Source organism: Roseateles sp. GW821-FHT09G09 (assembly GCF_059415965.1).
In genome coordinates this window covers 807542-827593 of record NZ_JBWKOG010000001.1, presented here as the reverse complement: position 1 = coordinate 827593, position 20052 = coordinate 807542, and the positions used below count along the sequence as shown (strand labels likewise).

The following is a 20052-nucleotide window of genomic DNA, read 5'->3' as shown; positions in this document are numbered from 1 at the left end:
TCACTTCTTCAGATGGGCCTTGGCCAACGCGTCGGTGTCGATGTCGACGAACGAATAGAAATCGCGCTGGTACAGGTTCTTGTCGTAGCCGATCACCCAGGGCTGCGTCATGTCGGTGAAGATGCGGTGCACATGGACCTTGTAGGGCATGTACGCGATCATCAGGCGCTGGGCCTTGTCCATCACGGCCAGTCGCTCGGCGCCGTCGGGCATGCCGTGCTGCTGGCGGTACAGCGCGTTGAACTCCGGCAGGTCGAAGCGCGCCTTGTTGGACTGGCCCTTGCTGCCGACGTAGCCCAGGCCGAGGAAGTTCTCGCCGTCGGGCACGTCCGCGCTCCAGCCCATGCCCCACATCTGCAGCTTGCCGGCGTTGGCGGACTTCAGGTTCTCGGGCCATTTCGCGAGCTTGAAGCGGATGCGCACGTTGATCGCATCCATGTTCTTCTGCCACAGCTCGGCCAGTTGGCGGTTCTGGCCATCAGGCTGCGTCGCGTATTCCAGCACCAGCGGGCTGCCGTCGGGCAGGTCGCGCCAGCCGTCGCCGTCCTTGTCGACATAGCCGTACAGGTCCAGAAGCGCCTTGGCGCGCGCGCGGTCAAACTGGCTCATCTCCGACTTGAAGCCCTTGTCGTAGCCGGTCACGCCCGGCGAGATGATCCCCTGCGCCGGGATCGCCTGGCCGCGACGCGGCAGGCGGATCTCCTGGTCGAGATCGATGCCCAGCGCGATCGCGCGGCGCAGCGCGATCTTCTCTGGCGTGTAGCCGCCGACGACCGGGTCCTCCATGTTGAAGTAGGAGATCGCGACGTCCGCGCGCTCGTAGCGCACCGCCTTCACGCCTTCCTTCACCAGGTTGGGCGCGAGCTTGTTCTGCGGCATGCCGACCGGCGCGAACTCCGCCGGCAGGTCGTCCAGCAGGTCGAACTCCTTGCGCAGGAAGGACAGCCAGCGCGGCTGGCTTTCCTCGATGACCGCGATCTCCACGCGGTCGATCAGCGGCAGCTTGCGGCCTTGCAGCCGGCGCACGGCGTCGGCCAGCTCCGGCTTCGCGGTGGCGGGATCCTCGTGATACCGCTCGTCGCGGTAGTTGGGATTCTTCTCCAGCACGATGCGCGACGAGCGGCGCCACTCGCCGAGCTTCCATGCGCCGGTGCCGACCGGGTGCTCCATGATCCGGTCGCCGTAGAACTCGACGACCTCGCGCGCCACGATGCCCACCATCGGATCGGCGAAGTGCAGCAGCAGGCGCGGATCGCTGTTGGCCACGCGCATCTCGACGGTGTAGCGGTCCAGTGCGCGCAGGCCGTCGACGGGGCGGTCGTAGTCGAACGGCGTCTTGTTCTTCAGCGACTCGGCGCGCACCTCGGACAGGCCCAGGATCTTCGCGCCCTCGAAACGGTACAGGTGCCCGCTCTTCACGCGCGGGTCGTAGTGGCGCTTGATCGTGTAGATCAGGTCGTCTGCGACCAGTTCGCGCGGCTTGCCCTTGAACGCCGGGTCGTCGCTGAACAGCACGCCGCGCTTGAGCTTGAACACGAAGCGGCGCGCGTCGTCGCTGACTTCGGGCATGCCGTCGGTGACGGCGGGCTCGAGGCGATAGGGCCGGCCCAGGTAGCTGTAGCGCAGCGGCGCGTCGAAGATGCCCGCAGTGATGTTGCGCGAGTACAGGTCGGTGACCTGCGCCGGATCGAAGCCGGTCTCCGCGACGCGGATCGCGTAGCGCAGCACCTTGGGAGCGGCTGGCGTGGAGTCGTCGGCGGCCACGGCGCGATCGGGGACCGCGCTGAGGGATGCCGAAAGTAAGAGCGCCAGGAACCCCGTCCCGGCCAAGCCGCGTCGCATCAAGATGCCGTCCTCGAATCCGAAAGCGCGTCAGTCTAGTGGGCGATGTCCGCGCCCGCCATGCCAACAACCCCGAGACCTTCGACGACCAGTTCGGCAGGGGCGCATTGCGGATGAACACCCTGCTTCCACGAGCGTGCTTCATCAGTTTTCTTCGATGGATTCAGGGCAAATGCCGGTGCGGGTGCAGTAGGCGCTCACGTAGACTCGCGCGTGGTTTTTCACCTGCAGGCCCCGGCCGTCACAAGCGTCCGGGGTTTGTCTTTATCGGTCGCCGGGTTCGACATCGGGCTCGGCGGCGCTTGCTTGGAGTCCCGCGCGTATGGCGGCCTATCTCATCAGGCGCCTGTGGCAAATGATCCCCACCTTGCTGGGTGTCGTGCTGCTGGTGTTCTTCCTCTTCAAATGGTTCGGCGGCGATCCCGCCGAAGTGCTGGGCGGCCTGAACGCCAGCCAGGACCAGATCGAGGCCATCCGCGATCAGCTCGGACTGAACAAGCCGGTGTGGGAACAGCTGTGGATCTTCCTGCAGCAGATCGTCACCTTCGACTGGGGCAAGAGCTGGGCGACCAACGAGTCGGTGTCCAACCTCTTCGCCACGCGCATGCCGGCCACGCTGACGGTGATGCTGCCGATCCTGGTGCTTGAGGTGATCCTGGCGATCCCGTTCGCGCTGGCCGTCGCCTACATGCGCGGCAGCCTCACCGACCGCGCGGTCATGATCCTCACGACGGTCGCGGTGTCGATCTCGCTGCTGGTCTACGTGATCGTGGCGCAGTACTTCTTCGCGTTCCGGCTGGGCTGGTTCCCGGTGCAGGGCTGGAGCGACTCGCTGTGGACCAACCTGACGACCTACGCGCCGCTGCCGGTGCTCGTCGCGGTCGCCGTCGCGCTGTCGCCGTACACGCGGCTCTACCGCACCTTCTTCCTCGACGAGATCGGCCATGAGTACGTGCGCACCGCGCGTGCCAAGGGCCTGACCGAGAAGACCATCCTGCTCAAGCACGTGCTGCGCAACGCGATGATCCCGATCATGACCAACATCTCCGTGGCGCTGCCCGGCGTGTTCGTCGGCTCCTTCCTGCTGGAGGTGTTCTTCTCGATCCCGGGCCTGGGCCGCGAGATCCTGCTGGCGGTCAACCGCAACGACTATCCGGTCATCCAGGCCTTCGCGATCTACATCGCGGCGCTGACGATGGTGGTCAACCTGATCACCGACCTTCTCTACAAGCTCGTCGATCCGCGGGTGGTCCTCAAATGAGCGCAGTGCTGCCCAATCCCACCGCGGCCGCGAAGCCGCAACGCTCGCGCGGCGTCTGGTACGCCTCGTGGCGGCGCCTGAAGGCCGACAAGCTCGGCATGTTCGCGATGGTCGTCGTCGCGCTGTCGCTGCTGCTGGTGGTGGCCGCCGGCCTGGGCCTGGTGGCCCGCGACTGGCAGAAGGAGACCGGCGTGCCCAACGCGCCGCCGACCTTCGTCGGTCCCGCGCCGGCCGAGAGCGCCGGCGCCATCGCGCAGCCCAAGGGTCCGAACGTCGACCTCAGCGACATCGATCCGCTCGCGCCCAAGTACGCCGAGTGGACCGAGAAGGCCAAGCAGTACAAGACCGACGAGTCGCCGCGCGCCGAGACCCTGCCCTTCGGCGGCGACCGCCTGGGTCGCGACGTGCTGGCCAAGGCGGTCAAGGGCGCCGAGATCTCCATCATGGTCGGCGTGCTGGCCGCCCTGGTGGCGACGCTCATCGGCACCGTGTTGGGCGCGCTGTCGGGCTTCTACGGCGGCAAGGTCGGCGACTTCCTGGAGTGGGTCTACAACGTCTTCACGGCGATGCCCAACATCCTGCTGATCTTCGCCTTCGCGGTGGTCTTCGGCCGCGGCGTGCTGCCGGTGGTGATGATCCTGGGCCTGGCGGGCTGGACCGGCATCTACCGCCTGGTCCGCGCCGAGTTCATGAAGCACTCGGTGCGCGAATACGTGCGCAGCGCCGAGGCCATCGGCGCGAGCAAGCGCTCGCGCATGTTCAAGCACATCCTGCCCAACGTCTCGCACGTGGCGCTGGTGCAGCTCTCGCTGCACGTGGTGGGCTTCATCAAGAGCGAGGTCATCCTGTCCTACCTGGGCCTGGGCGTCAGCGTGGACCAGGTCTCCTGGGGCACGATGCTGGCCGAGGCGCAGAGCGAGCTGATCCTGGGCTACTGGTGGCAGCTGGCCGCGGTGACCGGCTTCATGGCGGTGTTCGTCACCGCCTTCGCCCTCTTCACGGATGCGCTGCGCGACGCGCTCGATCCCAAACTGCGCGGTCTGGAGTAACGCCATGCTGTTGAGCATTCAAGACCTGAAGGTCGCCTTCCGCATGGGCAAGGTCGACGGCGTCATGCAGCGCCAGCTGGCCGTCAAGGGCGTCAGCTTCGACATCCCCGAGAACGGCACGGTGGCGCTGGTGGGCGAGTCGGGCTCGGGCAAGAGCGTGACGGCCATGTCCATCCTCAACCTGCTGCCCGACAACGCCGAGCGCAGCGGCGCGATCCTGTTCCAGGGCCGCGACCTGCTGAAGACCTCGCTGCGCGAGCTGCAGTCGGTGCGCGGGCGCGAGATCGCCTGCGTGTTCCAGGATCCGATGAGTTCGCTGAACCCGGTGTTCCCGGTCGCGGACCAGATCATGGAGCCGCTGATCAAGCACCTGGGCATGACCCGGCGCCAGGCCCTGGTGCGCGCCGAGGAACTGCTCAACGAGGTCGGCATCCCCGATCCGAAGCGGCGTCTGAAGAGTTATCCGCACGAGATGTCCGGCGGCCAGCAGCAGCGCGTGATGATCGCGGTCGCGCTGGCCTGCAGCCCCAAGCTGCTGATCGCCGACGAGCCGACCACGGCGCTCGACGTCACCATCCAGCGCCAGGTCATGGAGCTGCTCGCGCGGCTCAAGGAATCGCACAAGATGAGCATGCTGTTCATCTCGCACGACCTCGGCGTGGTGGGCGAGATCGCCGACCAGGTCGTCGTCATGCGCCATGGCGAGATCCGCGAGAAGGCGCCGGTGGCGGACATCTTCCACCACCCGCAGGACGCGTACACGAAGGCCCTGCTGGCGTGCCGCCCGTCGCTGACGGAGAACCCGGCGCGCCTGATGGTCATCGACGACCACATCGCCGGCCGTCTGGTGTCCGAGGGCACGGGCAAGGCCAAGGATCCGGCCGCGCCGGTGATCCTCGAGGTCAAGGGGCTGAAGAAGAGCTTCTTCTTCAAGTCGGGCCTGTTCAGCAAGACCGAGTTCAAGGCCGTCAAGGGTGTCGACTTCCAGCTGCGCAAGGGCCACACGCTCGGCGTGGTGGGCGAGTCCGGCTCCGGCAAGACGACGATGGGCCTGACGCTGCTGCGGCTGCACGAGCCCACCGGCGGCCAGGTGCTCTTCGAAGGCCAGGACCTGCTCAAGATGAACGGGCCGGACTGGCAGAAGATGCGCCGCCGCATCCAGGTCGTCTTCCAGAACCCGTATGCCTCGTTGAACCCGCGCTTCACGATCTCGCAGACGCTGCTGGAGCCGATGGAGATCCACGGCATCGGCAAGAGCCATGACGAGCGCATCGCCACGGCCAGCGCGCTGCTGAAGAAGGTCGGCCTGGACGAATCGGCGCTGCACAAGTATCCGCACGAGTTCTCCGGCGGCCAACGCCAGCGCATCGCGATCGCGCGCTGCCTGACGCTGCAGCCGGAGGTGCTGGTGCTGGACGAGGCTGTCTCGGCGCTGGACGTCTCGGTCCAGGCCCAGGTGCTCAACCTGCTGAAGGATCTGCAGGACGAATTCGGACTGAGCTACATCTTCATCAGCCATGACCTGGCCGTGGTGAAGTTCATCTCCGACGAGGTGCTGGTCATGCAGCACGGTGACGTCGTCGAGCAGGCGGATGCTCGCGCGTTGCTGGCGGCACCCAAGCAGGAGTACACGAAGCGACTGCTGGGCGCGGTGCCGCGCGGATACCAAGGTACGGAGCCCACAGCGAGCGTGGCCTGAGCCGCCCGACTGGGGCCCCTTTTCGGAAGTATTAGGAGGGAATTCGGCTGCCGGGAGGCAGCCGAAGGGGGGACATGGAGAAAAGGGGCCCCAGTCGGGTGCTCCTGCTCGGTCCCCCGCTTCCCCGGTGCACCAAAACTGAACTTTCCACAAGCGCGAAGACTAGGCCCCTCGCTCACGCGGGGCGACCGCCTGCTGCTGCGTCAAGCGATGGCTAGAATGGCCAGCAAGTTTTGTGCCGTCAGGATCCTCCATGTCGCTTCGCCGCCCCTTGCTGTTGTCGACCGCGCTCGCGCTGGCCTTGGCCGCGCCTTTGGCGCAGGCCGCCAAGGACGATCATGCGAAGCCGCTGAACCTGGTCTTCGACCGTGAAGGCGCGATCGACAAGGTCAAGCAGCGGTCCGAGTTCAACGGCAACGTGATCATGACCAAGGGCTCGATGGAGCTGCGGGCTGACCGGATGGACGTCCAGGAGACCAGCGACGGCTACTACCAGGCCTACGCCAACGGCACCTCCGCCAAGCAGGTGCACTTCCGCCAGGACCGGGACAACCCCGGCGAGCGCATCGAAGGCCGCGCCGACCAGATCGAATACGACACCCGCACCGAGACTGTCCGCCTGGTCGGCAATGCCGAGGCGCGGGTGATGCAGGGCGACCAGCTCAAGCAGGCGCTGTCCGGCGCCACCTTGAACTACGACAACCGCACCGAGCGCCTGATCGTCGAGACCGGCGCCGGTTCGCCGCACCCCAGCGGTCGCGGCCGTGTCGTGCTGATGCCGCGCAACACCGCGAGCGAACCGCCGCCGGCCAGCAGCGCCCCGCTGCCCTTGCGCCCCAGCATCAACCTGACGCCTCGCCAGTCGCCCCAGCAATGACGGACGCCCGCACGAATCCCTCCCGGAGCCGCCTCCAGGCCTGGGGGCTGCAGAAGTCTTACGGCGTCAGGAAGGTGGTCAAGGACGTCCACCTCGACCTGCACAGCGGCGAGGTGATCGGCCTGCTGGGCCCGAACGGCGCCGGCAAGACGACCAGTTTCTACATGATCGTGGGCCTGGTGCGCGCCGATGCCGGCGAGATCCAGATCGACGGCCAGCCGGTGCAGACCCTGCCCATCCACCAGCGCGCGCGCATGGGGCTGAGCTACCTGCCGCAGGAAGCGTCGATCTTCCGCAAGCTCAACGTCGAGGAGAACATCCGCGCCGTGCTCGAGCTGCAGCTCGACGACAAGGGCAAGGCCTGGCCCTCGTCGCGCATCGACGCGGAGCTGGACAAGCTGCTCAACGAGCTCTCGATCGAGAAGCTGCGCGACACGCCCGCGCCGGCGCTGTCCGGCGGCGAGCGCCGCCGCGTCGAGATCGCCCGCGCGTTGGCCACGCAGCCGCGCTTCATCCTGCTGGACGAGCCCTTCGCCGGCGTCGATCCGATCGCGGTGCTGGAGATCCAGCGGATCATCCGTTTCCTGAAGCAGCGCGGCATCGGCGTGCTGATCACCGACCACAACGTACGCGAGACGCTGGGCATCTGCGACCGCGCCTACATCATCAGCGAAGGGGCGGTGCTCGCCGAAGGCACGCCCCAGCACATCGTCGAGCATCAGGACGTGCGCAGGGTCTACCTCGGCGAACACTTCAAGATGTAAGGGCCGGGAGTCGACATGAGGCCGACGCTACAGGTTCGCCTGTCCCAGCATCTTGCGCTGACGCCTCAGCTGCAGCAGTCCATCCGTCTGTTGCAGCTGTCGACGTTGGAGCTCCACCAGGAGGTGGAGCAGATGCTCGCGACGAACCCGCTGCTGGAGACCGACGAGGAATTCGACGCCCCGCTGCCGACCGCCACGCAGGAGCGCCTGACCGAGCGCGAGGAACGCGAGGAGCGCGTCGCGCAGACCGAGTCGGACGCGCCCGCCGGGGACACCCCGGCCGGTGAGGAGATGCGGGCCGAGGAGTTCGGCACCACCGAGCGCGACGACTGGGAGAACGGCACCGAGCGCGACGACTTCGACGGCATCCGGGAGACGCCCGGGAGCGCGTCGTCGTCCTCCGGCGATGACGACGAGCGCCCCGAGACCGAGGCGCCCGATGAATCGCTGCAGGACGTGCTGCGTGGGCAGATTCCGGGGATGAACCTGAGCGCGGTCGACCGCGCGGCGCTGCTGGCGTTGATCGAATCGCTCAATGAGGACGGCTACCTCGAGGATCCGCTCGACGAGCTGGTCGCCGCGATCCTCGGCGAGGACGCGGACCTGGAGCAGCGCGAAGACCTGCTCGACCGTTTCAAGGTCGCGCTCAAGTGGCTGCAGTCGATGGAGCCGGCCGGCGTCGGCGCGCGCGACCTCGGCGAATGCCTGGAGCTGCAGCTGCGCACGCTGCCGCGCTCGCCCGAGCAGGCGCTGGCGGTCGTCGTCTGCCGTCGGCATCTGGACCTGCTCGCCAAGCGCGACTGGCGTCGGCTGATGTCGCTCACCGGCTCGGACGAGGAGCTGCTGCGCGACGCGCAGTCGCTGATCGCGGGCCTGGAGCCCAAGCCCGGTCGCCGCTACGCGCGCAGCGAGAACCGGCCCGTCATCCCGGACGTGATCGTGCAGAAGGCGGGACGCAACTTCCGCGTCTCCATCAATCCGGACGTGCTGCCCAAGCTGCGCATCAACGAGCTCTATGCGCAGGCGCTGCGCGCCACGCGGGGCGGCGTCAGCAACTCGCCGCTGGGCGGGCAGCTGCAGGAGGCGCGCTGGTTCATCAAGAACATCCAGCAGCGCTTCGACACGATCCAGCGCGTCAGCGAGGCGATCGTCGAGCGGCAGCGCGGCTTCTTCACGCATGGCGAACTGGCGATGAAGCCGCTGGTGCTGCGGGAGATCGCGGATGAGCTGGGCTTGCATGAATCGACGATCTCGCGCGTCACGACCGCCAAGTACATGGCGACGCCGTGGGGGACCTTCGAACTGAAGTATTTCTTCGGATCGAGCCTGTCGACCGAGGCCGGCGGGAATGCGTCGAGCACCGCGGTGCGGGCGTTGATCAAGCAGTTCATCGCGGCCGAGAACACCACCAGCCCGCTGTCCGACAGCCAGCTGTCGACGATGCTCGGCGAGCAGGGCATCACCGTGGCGCGACGCACTGTCGCGAAGTATCGCGAGGCGCTCAAGCTCGCGCCGGCGAATCTGCGCAAGTCGCGCTGACGTCGTACTGTCACCGCTGCTGGCCCTCACCCCCGCCCTCTCCCGCGAGCGGGAGAGGGAGTCAAGCAGGGTCGGCGTCGGTGGGACAATCTGCTGCTTGATCCTCCCGGGCGCTCCGGCGCCCGATTCACGCTGCACGCACGATGTCCGATTCCGCCTATCACCTGTTCCTGCCCTGCGCCGCCGGCGTCGAAGACTGGCTGGAGGCGGAGGTGCGCGACATCCTCGGCCCGGAGGATTGCCTGCAGGGCCCGAAGGCCTTCCGCGGCGGTGTCGGCCTGTACGGCACGCTCGCGGCGGTGATGCGCCTCAACCTGCACAGCCGGCTCACGCAGCGCGTGCTGATCGAGGTCGCGCGCGAGGAGTACCGCCATGAGGACGACATCTACGCGATCGCGCGCACTGTCGACTGGACACGCTGGATCACACCGCAGCAGACGCTGCGCGTCGATACGACGGCGCAGCGCTCGCCGCTGCACAGCCTGAACTTCGCGACGCTGCGGGTGAAGGACGCCGTCTGCGACATCCTCCGCGACGCCACCGGCGAGCGGCCCAGCGTGGACACGCGCTGGCCGGACCTGCCGCTGCAGCTGCACCTGACCGAAGACTTGGCGACGGTCTACGTCGACAGCTCGGGCGAATCGCTGTTCAAGCGCGGCTGGCGCGAGGACAAGGGCGATGCACCGCTGAAGGAGACGCTGGCGGCGGCGATGCTGGCCGCGGCGGGCTGGAAAGGCACGCGCGACGCGGGGGGCGCGCTGCACGATCCGTGCTGCGGCTCGGGCACGATCCCGGTCGAGGCCGCGACCATCGCCTGCAACATCGCACCGGGCATCCAGCGCCGCTTCGCGTTCGAGAAGCTGAAACCCTTCCAGTCGTTGCTGCCGGCCTGGCGCGCGATCAAGGAAGAAGCCCGCGCGGCAGAACGTCCGTCCGCAGTGCCCATCTTCGCGAGCGATGTGTCGTTCCGGATGGTCGACTTCGCGCGACGCAACGCGGAGCGTGCCGGCGTGGCGCAGTACATCCAGTTCAACGGTGGTGATGCGCTCGAACGTCCCGCGCCGGCACTGCCCGACGACTTGCCCGGCACGCTGATGCTGAACCCGCCTTACGGCGAGCGGATCGAGGTCCGCGGCAAGGCCGGCACGCAGCGCATGGACGGCGTCGCGCTGTCCGAAGAGCGCGATGCGGGCGATGACTTCTTCCCGCGTCTCTCGGCGCATTGGAAGCGTGCGTACACGCAGCATCCGGCGGGATGGACCGCGTGGCTGCTATGCCCGGAAATGAAGTTGCCGAGCAAGATGCGACTCAAGGAGTCGCGCCGCATCCCGATGTGGAACGGACCCATCGAATGCCGGCTCTTCAAGTTCGACCTCGTCGCCGGCTCGGCCCGCAAGCAGAACGCAGGGACCACTGACTCCGACGAGTAACTCCGCTGAAGGTGGGCCCCCTTGGTGGGGATGCGCCTCCCCCGTCGATGCGATTTCTTTTCGAGGCAATGACCGAGATGATTCACGCAGATCTGGGACCCGAACTGGAGGCCATCGTGCTGAATCTGATCGAGAGCGGAAAGTATTCGTCGCGCACGCAGGTGCTGCGCGAGAGTGAGGAACTGAAGGGCTGGCGCGAAGCGAAGTTGCGCGCGTTGGATGACGAGCTCGCGCGTCGGCTGGCGTCACCACGCGATCAGTACATCCCCTTCGAGGACGCTCGAAAGACCATCCTCGCCGGCCTCGACCCTGAAGGCGACTTCAAGGCATGAAGGTGTGCCTCCACGTGGAGGCGCAGTCGGATCTCCTGTCGATACGCAAGTACATCGCCGCGCAGAACCAGCGACGGGCTAGTAGCTTCGTCCGCGAGCTGCTCGAGAAGATCGAGGAGCTGGCCCATATGGGCGAATCGTTCCCGGTGATTGCCCGCTACGCCCGCTCAGGACTCCGCCGTCGGATCCACGGCAACTATCAAATCATCTATCGCGTGTTCGAAGAATTGGACACCGTCGACGTGCTCCACGTCCTCCATACATCGCGGGACAACGTTGCGTTTCTCGCCGCGTGGGAGTGACCAGGCGGCCCGAACAGGCTCTCAGGCCTCGCTGAGAGCCAGCCAGCCGAGGACAGCGAGCGGCGCGGTATCGGCCCGCAGGATCCTGGGACCGAGCTTCGCGGCGCTGAATCCGCGTGAGCGGGCGGACTGCTCTTCGGCGTCGCTGAGCCCGCCTTCCGGGCCGCTGAGGACGGTGATGCGCTGCGCATCGCTCGATGACGATGTCAGTGCCGACAGCGGCCGCGCGGCCACGGGGCTCAGCAGCCAACGCTGCTCGTCGGCATCGGCGGGGAGCTCGGCAAGCCACGACGCCAGCGTCTTCACTGGCGCGACCTGCAAGGGCTTAGCGCGACCACACTGCTCGGCCGCCGCGATCGCGACGCCTTGCCAGTGCGCGCGCTTCTTGTCCGCGCGGTCGCCGTTGAGGCGCAGCACGGAGCGCTCGCTCATCAGCGGCTGGATCGCCACCGCGCCGAGCTCGCAAGCCTTCTCGACGATGCCGTCCATGCGATCGTTGGCCGGCATCACGACGGCCAGCGTCACCGCGCGCTTGAGCTCGCGATCCACCGCCTGACGCGCCTTCAGCGCGACGCGGACTTCGCTGCGCCCCATCGCCGTGACCGCCGCGGTCCACTCGTCCCCGCTGCCGTCGAACAAGGTGACCTCGTCCCCCGGCTGCAGCCGCAGCACCTGCACATGGCGCGCCGCCCCGGCGGGCAGCGCCCATTCAGTTTCGAGCCCCGCCGCACCCAGCGGCTGCTCGACAAACAACCTCGCCGCCAACGTTCACCCCTTGTGCTTGCCCACCCAGGCGGCGAAGGTCGTCAGGACCTTGCGCAGGAAGGCTTCCGTCTCCGGCTTCGCGAAGCTGCCGTCGTCCTTGAACATGTCGGCCGCGCCGCCGAGGTAGACCTCCGGCGACGGCAGCAGCGGCGTGTTCAAACAGGCCAGCACCTGGCGCAGGTGGTGGTTCGCGCCGAAGCCGCCCAGCGCGCCCGGCGACAGCGTGATCACCGCCGCCGGCTTGCCGTCGAAGGCGCTCTGCCCGTAGGGCCGCGATCCCACGTCCAGCGCGTTCTTCAGCACGCCGGGGATCGACCGGTTGTATTCGGGGCTCACGAACAGCACCGCGTCCGCGGACTTCACCGCCTTGCGGAAGTCCACCCACGCCGCCGGCGGATCGGCCGCGTCGTCTTCGTTGTAGAAGGGCAGCGCGCCGATCTCGACGATCTCGAGCTTCAGCTCAGCCGGGGCGATGTGGGCCAGCGCGAGGGCCAGCTTGCGGTTGAACGACGCCTTGCGCAGGCTGCCGACCAGCACCGCGACGCGGTAGGACGTGGACATGGAGGGGCTCCCAACAATGGAAGGACCGCCTCCAGGAAGTCAGGCGGTCCGGGTCAGTTGAACCCCAGTGTCGCACGCAGTTCGTGCGCCGCGGCGTCGCCCTTGGCGGCCCGCACGCGGTCGATGATGTCCAGCGCCAGCGTCTGCAGCTGGTTCATGTCGGCGCACTGCTCGACCTCCAGCGCGATCTTGTAGCCCTTCAGCAATCCCTGCTGCTTGGCGAAGGCGCTCAGCGCCGCGTACAGCTCCTGGTACGGCAGCGACGAGGTCGGCGCCCCCGCCAGCCGCGACGGCGCAGGGCGCGAGGCCGAAGCGCCGCTCATCCGCGACGACGGCGCGCCCGATCCCATCGGGGTGGCGATCGATGCCGGGCCCATCGGCCGCGACAGCGGCGCGCCGGCGGTCACCTTCACGAGTTGATGCTGCACCAGCAGTTCGAGATCGGTGGGCGCGGCGCCCTGCACCACCCCCACCCATTCACCGCCGGTCTTGCTGGCGTCGATCACCAGCAACAGGTTGCGGGCCACGCGCGCCTGCACCAGCGTACGCACCTTGATTTCCGCCCTCCCGGCCTCTGTCTTTTCGTAGCGTTCTTCGAGCACGGCCTTGCCTCCTCCTCAGGAGGGCGAACTTTAGGTTGTCAAGGGCGGTTTTCGCCCAAGTGCAATCCCTCAAACTGCTACCGACTGCTACTTCTTGTCGCGCAATTCACGGCGCAGCACCTTGCCGACCGGCGTTTTAGGCAGTTCGGTCCGGAACTCGATGATGCGCGGGCGCTTGTAGCCGGTCAGGTTGGCTTCGCAGAAGGCCTTCACGTCGGCTTCGGTCAACGCCGGATTGCGACGCACGATCACGACCTTCACCGCCTCGCCGGCCTTCTCGTCGGGCACGCCGACCGCGGCGCACTCGGCCACGCCGGGCATCTGCGTCAGCACGTCCTCGATCTCGTTCGGATAGACGTTGAAGCCGCTCACCAGGATCATGTCCTTCTTGCGGTCGACGATGCGGAAGAAGCCGCGCTCGTCCACCGTGCCGATGTCGCCGGTGCGGAAGTAGCCGTCGGCGGTCATGACCTTGGCCGTCTCGTCCGGCCGCTGCCAGTAGCCCGCCATCACCTGCGGACCGCGGATCGCGATCTCGCCGGGGTTGCCGGCCGGCACCTCGTTGCCGTCGTCGTCGAGCAGCGTCACCTCGGTGCCGGACAGCGGCAGGCCGATCGAGCCGGTGTAGGCCGTGCTGTCCGTCGGGTTGCAGCAGGCGACCGGCGAGGTCTCCGACAGCCCGTAGCCTTCGACGATCGGGCAGCCGGTCTTCTCCAGCCACAGCCGCGCCGTCGCCTGCTGCACGGCCATGCCGCCGCCGACCGAGATCACCAGCCCGCTCCAGTCCACCGTGTTGAACTGCGCGTGGTTGGCCATCGCCATGAAGAGCGTGTTCACCGCGGGCAGGCTGTGGATCTTGTGGTGGCTGAGTTCCTTGAACACCGCCGGCAGGTCGCGCGGATTGGGGATCAGCACGTTGCAGCCGCCGACGCGCATCGACAGCATCAGGTTGGTGGTGAAACCGAAGATGTGATACAGCGGCAGCGCGCAGACGCTCATCAGCTGTTCATCGGCGGGCTTCTTCTTCAGCGCGGGCTGGTACCAGGCCTCGCACTGCAGCGTGTTGGCCACCAGGTTGCGATGCAGCAGCACGGCGCCCTTGGAGACCCCCGTCGTGCCGCCGGTGTACTGCAGCACCGCGATGTCGTTGGGGCCGACCGTCGGCCGCTTGTAGCTCTGCCCGCGACCCTTCGAGACCGCGTCGTTGAAGCGCACCGCCGACGGCAGCTCGAAGGCCGGCACCAGCTTCTTGACCTTGCGCACGACGTAGTTGACGACCATGCCCTTGGCGAAGCCGAGCATGTCGCCCATCGCCGCCAGGACGATGTGCTTCGTCGGCACGTTCGCCAGCACCTGCTGCAGCGTGGCGGCGAAGTTCTCGATGATGACGATCGCCTTCGCGCCGGCGTCCTTGAGCTGGTGCTCGAGCTCGCGCGGCGTATACAGCGGATTGACGTTCACGACGACGAAGCCGGCGCGCAGCACGGCCGCGACGGCGACCGGGTACTGCGGCACGTTGGGCATCATGATGGCGACGCGATCGCCCTTCTCCAGCCCCAGGCCCTGCAGGTACGCGGCCAGCGCGCGCGAGGCCTCGTCGATCTGCGCGAAGCTGATCGAACGGCCCAGCATCTTGTACGCGGGGCGCTCCGGGAACTGCTTGAACGCCGCTTCCATCAGCTCGACGAGCGAGGGATAGACGTCCGCATCGATCTCGGCAGGCACGCCCGCCGGATAGTGCTTCAGCCAGTTCTTCTCCATTGTTCTGTCTCCAAGGTACGGCGCGGATTCTCGCCGATCGCCATCGACGCCCCATCAGGGGATTCGATAGACCGCACAAAGTGGAGAGATGACTCCAGAACGCGCCGGGAGAAGCTCAATTGCCGACGCGCAGCGGCAGCCGCAGTTGCAGTTCGGTGCCGCCTTCGAGGGGCGCCTCCTCGGGCGCACGCCAGTCGATCTCGGCCGAGATCCGCTCGGCGCGACGGCGCATGCCGCGCAGGCCGTTGCCCTGGCGCAGGTCGGCCGCCATGCCGCGGCCGTTGTCGACGATGGAGAGCAAGACCTGGCCCCGCGCCTCGTCCACGCGCGTCGAGAAGCGGACCCGCGTGGCGCCGGCGTGGTGGATGACGTTGCTGAGCGCCTCCTGCACGATGCGGATCAGCTCGCGGCCGCCGGTGCCGCGCAGCGTCGGCAGCAGCGGGACGTCGGTGAGCTGCCAGTCGAGCTCGAGCCCGGCGTCCTGCAGGCGCGGCGCCATCCGGTGCCGCAGGTTGGCGAGCAGCAGCGTGAGGTCGCCGTCCGTGACGGCGAGCGCATCGACCGTCAGCCGCATCTCGCGGATGCATTCGTCGAGCTGGCCCACCAGCGATTGCGGCGGCACGCCGCGCTCCGCGCACAGCCGCGCGGTCACGAGCTGCGAGCCCAGGCCGTCATGCATCTCCTGCAGCAGGCGCTCGCGTTCCTGCGCGGCGGTGCGCTGACGTTCGCTGTCCTGCAGATCTTCCCAGCGGTCCTGCAGCTCGCGGGTCCGGGCGTCGAGCGCCTGCTCGAGCCGGGTGCGCGCCATCGCCTCGTCGCGCAGCGAGCCGACGAAGCGGCGTTGCAAGGCCACGCCCGCGATCGCGATCAGGACCGCATGGCCGACGACGTTGATGTCGACCACGCTCATCTGCCGGGTGAGCACGAGGGCGAACCAGCTCACGTAGAGCCAGACCCAGGCCGACAGGGCCACCGCGCAGGCGCCGACGAGGGGGGTGCGCCGCTCCGTCGCGAGCGCGGCGCGGGCCGCGAGCAGCGCGGCCGCCGCCAGCACCCCGGCACGGCTGCCGAGCGCCCACCAGGGCCAGGGGTGATGGAAATCGGTCCAGCTCCAGCCCAGGAAGGCGGCGGCGCCGTCGATCACAGTGCCGAGCACCAGGTAGGCCACGGCCATCTTCTCCGGCCAGCGCGCCGCGATGCCCGACAGCCGCGCGACGAGGAACAGCAGTCCCGCCTTCGAGAGCACGTCGGCCAGATCGAGCGTCACGCGCCACCAGGGCGCCGGGAAGAGCGCGCCGTTGAGCAGGTAGGGCGACAGCAGCAGCGCCGTGCAAAGGCAGAACAGGCCGGTGACGCCGTACAGCCACTCCTGGCGCAGGGCGAGCCAGACCATCAGCATGAACGCGCCGATCACGATGCCGGCGAGCGCCGTCGTCACACGGACCATCTGCCAGAAGCGACGACCTTCCTGCAGCGTGCGGATCTGCACGGACGGCCCCAGCAGCGGCGCGGACAGCCCGGCGCCCTCGAAGCCCGGTCGCGACAGGCGCAGGGTGAGCCGATGCTCGCCGGCGGGCAGCATCGCGGGCGGAATGCTGACCTGCAGGCGGCGTCCGGCGAGCAGCAGGCCGCGTTGCGCGAGGTCGTCCTCGTCCTCGGCCGCGTAGCCGCTGCCCGGGCTGGAGGTCGCGATCAACTGGCCGTCCAGATAGACCGTCGCGGCGGGACGATGCTGGATCACGAGCCAGTACGGCGCTTCGGCGGCCCGGTCCAGCCGGAAGTCGAGCGCGAACCAGAGCGGGCCGGGCGCGTCGGTCTCGTGGATCTGCACCGGCAGCGCCACCACGTGTCCCGGCGCGAGGGGCAAGGCGGGCGTGGTGGGGATCGTCGAGGGCATCGGCGTCGGCGTGGCCGTCGGGTTCAACGGTCGGGACACGACGGCCGACGCGGCGGCCTCCGGCGGGATCGGACCGGCCGGCACGCGCAGCTCGGGCAGCAGGTGGGCCGGCGCCTCGGGCAGCGCGCCGCGGATCTGCGCGGGATCGCGCGCATCGCCCGGGAGCAGGCGCGCTTCGGTCAGACGCAGCACCTGCGCCGGCATCGCGGTGCCGTAGTGCTGCGAGAACAGATGGACGGCCCAGAGCACCAGCAACGGCAGTGCCACCAGCAGCACGAGCCGCCGGATCGACACCGTCGTCGTTGCTGGACGGACCTCCATCGATCGGGTGAATACCGCCACGTCGCCCCCAAACGCCGCACAGGAAAGGGAACGGCCGGCCCCGCGAGAGGCCGGCCGCGGCAGATGCTAGGTCATCGAGCGTCCGCGTGACACCTCGGACCTAGGGGGCGGGACAGGTCAGATCACGGCGCCGGCATGCTGGTACTGCAAGGTCAATGGGCTGGACGGACCCACGTTGCCGGCGGCATCGATCAGGCTGACCTGGACCGTGTAGGTGCCGTCGGGGCTTCCGAACAACTCTTCGACCAGGCCGCCCTGCACGTTCTGGCCGACGATCCAGTCGCCCCCGTTGATGCGGTACTTGAAGGTATCGCCGGGCTGACGGCCACCCACGACCACGACGGGGTTGGAGGTCACCCCGTCGGTCGCACTCACGCCGTCGTCCTGCAACAAGGAGAGCACGGGTGCGGATGGCGGCGTGGTGTCCAGCGTCAACTGGACCTTCCTCAGGCCGACGTTGCCGGCAAGGTCGGTTTCACGCAGGTCCAGCACATGCTTGCCGTCGGATCCGAAGAGGCTCGTGGCGAGTCGTCCGTCGCCGGGCGCATCCCGCCATGCGCCGCCATCGATGCGATAGGACAGGGTGTCCTGAGCACGGGCGCCGGCGCTGTGAAGGCTGATCGTGAGATCGTCCTGGGCATTGAGGGTCACCTCGTCCGGCACGCCGGCACCCGACTGCCGCTGTGTGCTGGAGGAGGCCCACCTGGGGATCAGTGCCTCCTGGTCCAGCGTGAACGTCAGCGTCGCCGCCTCGCTGGCGTTGCCGGCGGTATCGACCTGCTTGACTTGCACGGTCGCGGGACCCGGCAACAGCGCATCGACGTTGACCACCGTCGTGCCGGCCGCCCACTCGTTCCAGTCGTTGCCATTCGTGCTCACCAGCAGCTTGGCGCCGGGCTCCAGCCCGCCCACACGGACACTGCCTGACGAGGTGATGCCGTCGGTGCTGCTGGCGCCGGTGTCGTTGAGCAACCCGAGCGTGGGCGCCTCGGGCGGGGTGAGGTCGAGCCTGGCCGACAGCATCGTCACCGGACTCACGTTCCCGGCCACATCGATCTGACGCACGGCGATGTACGGGGTTCCATCCCCATGGAACATGGACCTCGGGATCTGGCCGTCATTGGCGACGAACCACGGCGACAGCGGGAGATTCTCCAGCTGGAACTCGACGCGCGCGCCCTGCTCGGCGCCCGGCACCGTGATGATGTCGGCCAGACCCAGCGCCGGCTTGTCGGCCGGCATCGTCCAGTGCAACGCGGCGGGCGCGCTGCGGTCCAGCACGAAGGACAGCGTTGCGGCGGCGCTTTCGTTGCCGCTGGCATCGATCTGCTTGACTTGCAGCTGCTGGGCGCCGTCGGTGCTGAACAGCGAGTCCGGCAGCAATGCGTCACCGCCGCGGGGCGTCCAGGTCTTGCCACCGTCGAGGCTGAACGCCAGCGTGCCGCCCGCCTCCAGCCCCGAGACGTTCACCGATCCCGAGGAGGTGATCAGGTCGTGATCGCTGAGGCCGGTGTCCTTCTGGAGCGACAAGGTCGGAGCCGCGGGCGCGGTGAGGTCGACGGTCGCGACCAGCGTCGACGTCGCGCTCACATTCCCGGCCACGTCGGTCTGGCGCACCTCGATGTGCGTGGCGCCGTCGCGCTGGAAGCGCGTGGCCGGAATCTGTCCGTCTGGCGCGATGAGCCACGGCGCCGCCGCATCCGTTCGATATTCGACAAGCGCGTCCGCTTCGACGCCCTGGAGCGTGATGACGTCGGCCGCGCCCAGCGCCGGCTTGTCGACCGGCATCGTCCAGCTCGGCGCATCGGGCGCCTTCCGGTCGAGCACGAAGGACAGGTCCGCGATCGTGCCTTCGTTGCCGGTCGCGTCGATCTGCTTGACCTCCAGATGCTGGGCCCCGTCGGCGGTGAACAGCGCGTCCGGCAGGAGCGCGTCGCCGCCGCGCGATGTCCAGGTCTTGCCCCCGTCGAGGCTGAGGGCGAGCGTGGCGCCCGCCTCCAGGCCGGAGACGGCCACCGCGCCCGAGGCGGTGACCAGGTCGTGATCGCTGCGTCCGGTGTCGTCCGCCAGCGCCAATCGCGGCGCGGCGGGCACATGCGCAGGCGGCTTCGGATCCGGATCTCCCGGCGAGGTGGGATCAGGGTCGGACTTGCCAGGATCAGGCTTGCCAGGGTCAGGCTTGCCGGGGTCGGGTTTGCCGGGGTCAGGCTTGCCGGGGTCGGGTTTGCCGGGGTCAGGGTTGCCAGGGTCGGGTTTGCCGGGGTCAGGGTTGCCAGGGTCGGGTTTGCCGGGGTCGGGCTGTTGTGGCTGATCGGGCGTCGGCTGATCGGGTTTTGGCTGATCGGGCTTGGGTTGATCGGGCGCGGGTTGATCCGGGTCCGTCGGCTTCGAGGTCCCAGGATCCGGCTTCTGCTCCGACCCCGGCGGGTCCGATTTGGGCTGATCGGGTTTCGGCGGATCGATGGCCGCGATCGGCGGCGGATTGCCGGAGTGGCTGGCCGCGCCACCGATGCCGAGCACGCCGAGACCCGCCGCCAACAGCGCGCCGTAGCGGTTGTCATGGGCGTGGACATCGGCCTGCAGCGCCTCAGGCGCCCCGACCGCGTCAGCCGCCGTAGCGGCAGAAGCGGTGGAAGCGGCAGCGGCGCTGGTGTCGACGTCCGGCGATGTGCCCGCGTCCGGAGTGGCCGAGCCGCCAGCAGCGGTGGTCTCACCCGCGGTGGAGTCCGGCGGGGCGTCGGCGGACACCGCCGGGACCTCGTCGACGCGCTCATCTCCGTCGCGGCGCGGACGAGGCTTGTGCGGACGGGGGGCGGGGGTGTCTGTCGGGGTCAGCGGCGCACGTGCGCCCGGCATCGGTTCTTGGGTGGCGGACATCATGGACTGCAGAAGCGGAGGGAGCCCGCAGTCTGTTCATGTCAGCCGCCGGCCGCATCAACCTCGACTTGCGATTCTTGCTGTCGCCTCCGACCCAAGTCGGTAGACCATCTACCGATAGTGGTGGAAGCTGACCGCAGACGCGCGCTGAC

The 20052-nt window shown here is 68.3% G+C and carries 16 protein-coding genes; 9 read left to right on the top strand and 7 right to left on the bottom strand.

All coding sequences use genetic code 11. The features are described 5' to 3' along the window. Complete coding sequence (locus AC07O8_RS03600; protein ID WP_495046722.1) at positions 1-1764, bottom strand: ABC transporter substrate-binding protein; 1764 nt, start codon at positions 1762-1764, stop codon at positions 1-3. A 400-nt stretch (positions 1765-2164) separates the two neighbouring features. Here AC07O8_RS03600 and AC07O8_RS03595 point away from each other — a divergent pair, with 400 nt between their 5' ends. The 9 genes from AC07O8_RS03595 to AC07O8_RS03555 all read left to right on the top strand — a co-directional run bounded on the left by AC07O8_RS03595 (position 2165) and on the right by AC07O8_RS03555 (position 11095). Then, positions 2165-3103 carry an ABC transporter permease gene (locus AC07O8_RS03595; protein ID WP_331614610.1) on the top strand — a complete coding sequence of 313 codons (939 nt, stop codon included), beginning with the start codon at positions 2165-2167 and terminating at the stop codon, positions 3101-3103. Then, positions 3100-4152 (top strand): ABC transporter permease, encoded by a 1053-nt coding sequence (locus AC07O8_RS03590; RefSeq protein WP_495046721.1) that lies wholly within the window; start codon positions 3100-3102, stop codon positions 4150-4152. The genes AC07O8_RS03595 and AC07O8_RS03590 overlap by 4 nt, the downstream gene beginning before the upstream one ends. Positions 4153-4156: 4 nt before the next feature. After that, positions 4157-5851, top strand: a complete 1695-nt coding sequence (locus tag AC07O8_RS03585; protein WP_495046720.1) for an ABC transporter ATP-binding protein — start codon at positions 4157-4159, stop codon at positions 5849-5851. Between the two features lie 253 nt (positions 5852-6104). Further along, a complete protein-coding gene (gene lptA / locus AC07O8_RS03580; protein WP_297532901.1) occupies positions 6105-6728 on the top strand; it encodes a lipopolysaccharide transport periplasmic protein LptA in 624 nt (207 codons plus the stop codon). Beyond that, positions 6725-7492 (top strand): LPS export ABC transporter ATP-binding protein, encoded by a 768-nt coding sequence (lptB, locus tag AC07O8_RS03575; RefSeq protein ID WP_495046719.1) that lies wholly within the window; start codon positions 6725-6727, stop codon positions 7490-7492. The genes lptA and lptB overlap by 4 nt, the downstream gene beginning before the upstream one ends. A gap of 15 nt (positions 7493-7507) precedes the next feature. Further along, entirely contained in the window at positions 7508-9031 is a 1524-nt protein-coding gene (locus AC07O8_RS03570) for an RNA polymerase factor sigma-54 (RefSeq protein ID WP_495046718.1), read from the top strand. Between the two features lie 143 nt (positions 9032-9174). Further along, positions 9175-10461: a THUMP domain-containing class I SAM-dependent RNA methyltransferase gene (locus tag AC07O8_RS03565; protein WP_495046717.1), complete on the top strand. Its 1287-nt coding sequence runs from the start codon at positions 9175-9177 to the stop codon at positions 10459-10461. 68 nt (positions 10462-10529) lie between these two features. Further along, positions 10530-10793, top strand: a complete 264-nt coding sequence (locus AC07O8_RS03560; RefSeq protein ID WP_082938904.1) for a type II toxin-antitoxin system ParD family antitoxin — start codon at positions 10530-10532, stop codon at positions 10791-10793. Then, complete coding sequence (locus AC07O8_RS03555; protein WP_495046716.1) at positions 10790-11095, top strand: type II toxin-antitoxin system RelE/ParE family toxin; 306 nt, start codon at positions 10790-10792, stop codon at positions 11093-11095. The genes AC07O8_RS03560 and AC07O8_RS03555 overlap by 4 nt, the downstream gene beginning before the upstream one ends. A 21-nt stretch (positions 11096-11116) precedes the next feature. Here AC07O8_RS03555 and AC07O8_RS03550 read toward each other — a convergent pair whose 3' ends face one another. From AC07O8_RS03550 to AC07O8_RS03525, 6 genes are all read right to left on the bottom strand, one after another. Further along, the gene (locus tag AC07O8_RS03550) at positions 11117-11860 is read right to left on the bottom strand and encodes a 16S rRNA (uracil(1498)-N(3))-methyltransferase (protein ID WP_495046715.1); all 744 of its coding nucleotides are present in this window, start codon (positions 11858-11860) and stop codon (positions 11117-11119) included. A gap of 3 nt (positions 11861-11863) precedes the next feature. Then, a complete protein-coding gene (locus AC07O8_RS03545) occupies positions 11864-12421 on the bottom strand; it encodes an NADPH-dependent FMN reductase (protein WP_495046714.1) in 558 nt (185 codons plus the stop codon). 53 nt (positions 12422-12474) lie between these two features. Continuing rightward, on the bottom strand, positions 12475-13023 hold the full coding sequence (locus AC07O8_RS03540; protein WP_495046713.1) for a hypothetical protein: 549 nt from the start codon (positions 13021-13023) through the stop codon (positions 12475-12477). Between the two features lie 87 nt (positions 13024-13110). Beyond that, positions 13111-14784, bottom strand: a complete 1674-nt coding sequence (locus tag AC07O8_RS03535) for a long-chain-fatty-acid--CoA ligase (RefSeq protein ID WP_495046712.1) — start codon at positions 14782-14784, stop codon at positions 13111-13113. Positions 14785-14899: 115 nt separating this feature from the next. Then, positions 14900-17002, bottom strand: coding sequence for a sensor histidine kinase (locus tag AC07O8_RS03530; protein ID WP_495046711.1), 2103 nt, complete (start codon positions 17000-17002; stop codon positions 14900-14902). 138 nt (positions 17003-17140) lie between these two features. Then, positions 17141-19900, bottom strand: coding sequence for a hypothetical protein (locus AC07O8_RS03525; protein ID WP_495046710.1), 2760 nt, complete (start codon positions 19898-19900; stop codon positions 17141-17143). Positions 19901-20052: the final 152 nt, after the last annotated feature.